The following is a 3,504-nucleotide window of genomic DNA, read 5'->3' on the forward strand; positions in this document are numbered from 1 at the left end:
CCTTTGAGAGTGTTATGTTCTTTTCCTTCCCGTCTTCCTCCTTTCCCTCCACCGCCATTACCGCCTCGTCCTGATTGTTGGCCCTGTCCGACGCCTTGTTGTCCTCTTGACCCCCTTGTTGGCCTTGTCCGGCCTCTCCCTTATTTTCAATTTGCACTTTCATTGGCATTGCCATTGAACGCTTTATGTATCTATCAAAACCTGGTTCAATCGATATTTTAACCTTCGGGTCAGATGCTTCTGCCTGTGGCGTCAACATATGTATAAATATGCTGAAATGTAATGGAGATGTGCAAAAAAAAATGACAAAAAAATCCGGAAGAGAAAATCCCTTCCGGACTACCAAAAAATATTAGGTTTCTTCTTTATCAATGATATCAGCAAAGAGGCCGTATACATATTTCTCAGCATCGAATTCCTGAAGATCGTCCATTTTTTCACCAAGCCCGACAAATTTAACGGGAATAGATAGCTCATTGCGGATTGCCAAGACAATTCCACCTTTCGCTGTGCCATCAAGCTTCGTTAAGACTATTCCAGAAACATTGGTCGCTTCCTTGAACGTCTTGGCTTGAATAAGTGCATTTTGTCCTGTTGTTGCATCAAGAGCAAGTAACACTTCATGTGGTGYACCAGGTATTTCACGTTCAATTACACGTTTCACCTTTTCCAATTCCTTCATTAAATTCACTTTATTTTGCAAACGTCCAGCTGTATCACAAATCAGGATATCCGCCTTACGTGCCTTAGCAGCCTGAATGGCATCGAACATAACCGCGGCAGGATCAGAACCTTCTCCTTGCTTGATTACACTGACACCAACACGTTCTCCCCATACCTCGAGCTGTTCAATTGCTCCGGCACGGAATGTATCACCAGCTGCTAATACAACCGATTTCCCTTCTGCCTTAAACTTATGAGCAAGTTTACCAATTGTCGTTGTTTTACCTACCCCATTCACTCCGACAAACAGTATGACAGTTAAACCATCTTCTTGTATGTTCAGGCTTGATGTCTTTTCCTCATCACCTTGATAGATTTCGACAAGTTTTTCGGAAATAACAGATTGCACTTCTCTCGTATCAGAGATATTGCGGAGTTTCACTTCCATTTTTAATTGATCGATTAATTCCATTACTGTATCGAAGCCTACGTCAGCCTGGATGAGGATTTCCTCAAGTTCTTCAAAAAAGTCTTCATCCACTTTCCGGTAACGGGCAACGAGTTCATTAACCCGTCCAGTAAAGGAATTCCTCGTCTTAGTTAAACCTTGCTTAAATTTTTCGCCAATGGATACTTCTACTTCTTTTTCTTCCTGGGTCGTAAATTTTTCTTTTAGCTTCTTGAAAAAACTCATTGTCCCACTTCCTCTAATTCATGAATTTATACTTCTACAAAGTTCTCTGATTCTTCCATGCGGACGGAAACGAGTTTGGAGACACCTGACTCCTGCATCGTAATGCCATAGAGGACATCTGCCTCCTCCATCGTACCTTTACGATGAGTAATCACGATAAACTGTGTTTCCCTACTGAATTTCTTTAAAAATTGGCTGAAACGTACTACGTTCGCCTCATCAAGAGCTGCCTCGACTTCATCAAGGATACAGAAAGGCACTGGTCGAACTTTTAAAATGGAGAATAAAAGTGCAATCGCGGTCAACGCTCGTTCTCCACCGGATAAGAGACTTAAATTCTGCAATTTTTTCCCCGGCGGCTGAGCAATGATATCTACTCCCGTATTAAGTAAATCATCTTGATTTGTCAGTTTCAACTCAGCCCTACCCCCGCCAAACAACGCTTTAAAGACTTGCTCAAACTCTTCACGAATCGCATAGAAGGTATCCGCAAAGCGGCGTTTCATTTCATCATCCATCTCATCGATAACTTGGAATAATGTATCTTTCGCCTGCTGAAGATCTTCCTTTTGGCTAAGAAGGAACTCATAGCGTTCGGCCACGCGCGCGTATTCCTCAATCGCCCCTAAATTAACCGTCCCTAATTCCTCGATGGCAAGTTTGATGAGCTTCACCTTCTTTTGAGCTTCTTCTACAGGCATCACCAATGGATACTGTTCTTTAGCCCCTTCAAAGGATAGCGTATATTCTTCGCGTAAATGGTCTAGTCGATTTTCTAATTCCACATCAAGTCGGGTTAGTTTAACCTCTTCATCCTTAATCACTTCTACGATACCCTTATAAAGGCGGCTTTCCTCTTTTAAGGATATTTCAAACGCTTCAACCTGCGATTGCATTTCGGCTTTTTCTTGTTTTTTCAGGGAAATTTCTTCAATTGCTCTATTTTTATCAAGCAATTTCTGCTGTGCCATATCCTCAAGTGTCTCTTCTCCACTCGAACTGTCAGTCATTTCATTAGTCAAGAGTCCCAAATCATCCTTATTTTCAGCAAGTCTGCTTGTTTCTTTTGCAAGATCCGATTCAAGGCGCTCCATCTTTTCTTTATGGTTTTGTAGCTGTCCACGTTTAGAGGCCAATGTAACTCTTAACTCATTTGTTTCTTCAGAAAGGCTCTCTTTAGAGGTTTGTTGAGATTGTTTTTGTTTCGTCATATCAGCAATCAATCGGTCAAGCTCTTCAATTTCAGTTTTACATGAATCCAAGAGCTCTTCCAATTCTTCCAGTCTAGCTGTTTTTTGCTGTTGCTCTTCTAAATATGAATTTTTATCCAAATCATAAAGATGCAGACGATCATTCACATTTCTTTCCTGCAGCTCCACTTCACGAAGTTCACCCTTTAGGGATTGTTCCTGTAAACGAAGGGTTTCACCTGCTTTTCTGGTTTGTTCAAGCGTTTGCTCTTGAACACCAACATCCACTTTAAACTGTTTGACCTGCTTTTCAAGCTGATTCGTTTTCGATTCCATGGCGGCAAGTTTTTGGTGCAGTTCTTCCAATTCAGTTTTCCTTGAAAGCAGAGAGGTTGTTTTTTGCTTAAGCGCTCCACCTGTCATTGAACCACCTGGATTGACGACATCCCCTTCAAGCGTTACAAAGCGGAAACGGTGCTGCACCATTTTTGCCAGGTCATTAGCACCCTTTAAATCTGTCGTGATAATGACGGTGCCAAGTAGGTTTGCCGCGATTGCTGCATGTCTTTCATCATATTGGATTAATGATGAACCAGTCCCGACAAAAGCAGCATGGTTTTTCAGCATCGATAATTGGTTCGGTGAAATCTCTCTTCCTTTTATGACTGATAAAGGCAAGAAAGTCGCTCTGCCGTACCGATTTTTCTTCAGGAAGGTGATGGCTTCACGTGCATGCTCTTCGCGCTCTACAACCACATGCTGCATCGCTCCACCCAGTGCCGTTTCAATGGCCGTTTCATATTCCTTTGGAACCTTAATTAATTCTGCAACTGCCCCTTCAATGCCTCGAAGGGTTTCTTTCGCTTTTAAAACTTCTTTAACACCTTGAAAAAAGCCTGCATAATCATCTTCCATTTCTTCAAGCAGCTCTTTGCGTGATTTTGCTTGTTGAAGGAA

3 protein-coding genes are annotated in these 3,504 nt (G+C 42.0%); all 3 read right to left on the reverse strand.

All coding sequences use genetic code 11. The features are described 5' to 3' along the window. On the reverse strand, positions 1–259 hold a 259-nt coding region (locus AC1DUW_RS23665; protein ID WP_477643601.1), incomplete at its 3' end, for a hypothetical protein. 93 nt (positions 260–352) lie between these two features. Beyond that, the gene (gene ftsY, locus AC1DUW_RS23670; RefSeq protein ID WP_477643602.1) at positions 353–1,357 is read right to left on the reverse strand and encodes a signal recognition particle-docking protein FtsY; all 1,005 of its coding nucleotides are present in this window, start codon (positions 1,355–1,357) and stop codon (positions 353–355) included. Positions 1,358–1,383: 26 nt separating this feature from the next. Next, a partial coding sequence (smc, locus tag AC1DUW_RS23675; RefSeq protein ID WP_477643603.1) for a chromosome segregation protein SMC occupies positions 1,384–3,504 on the reverse strand: 2,121 nt, incomplete at its 5' end.

The sequence above is a fragment of the Peribacillus sp. P4_C12 genome (genome assembly GCF_056402095.1).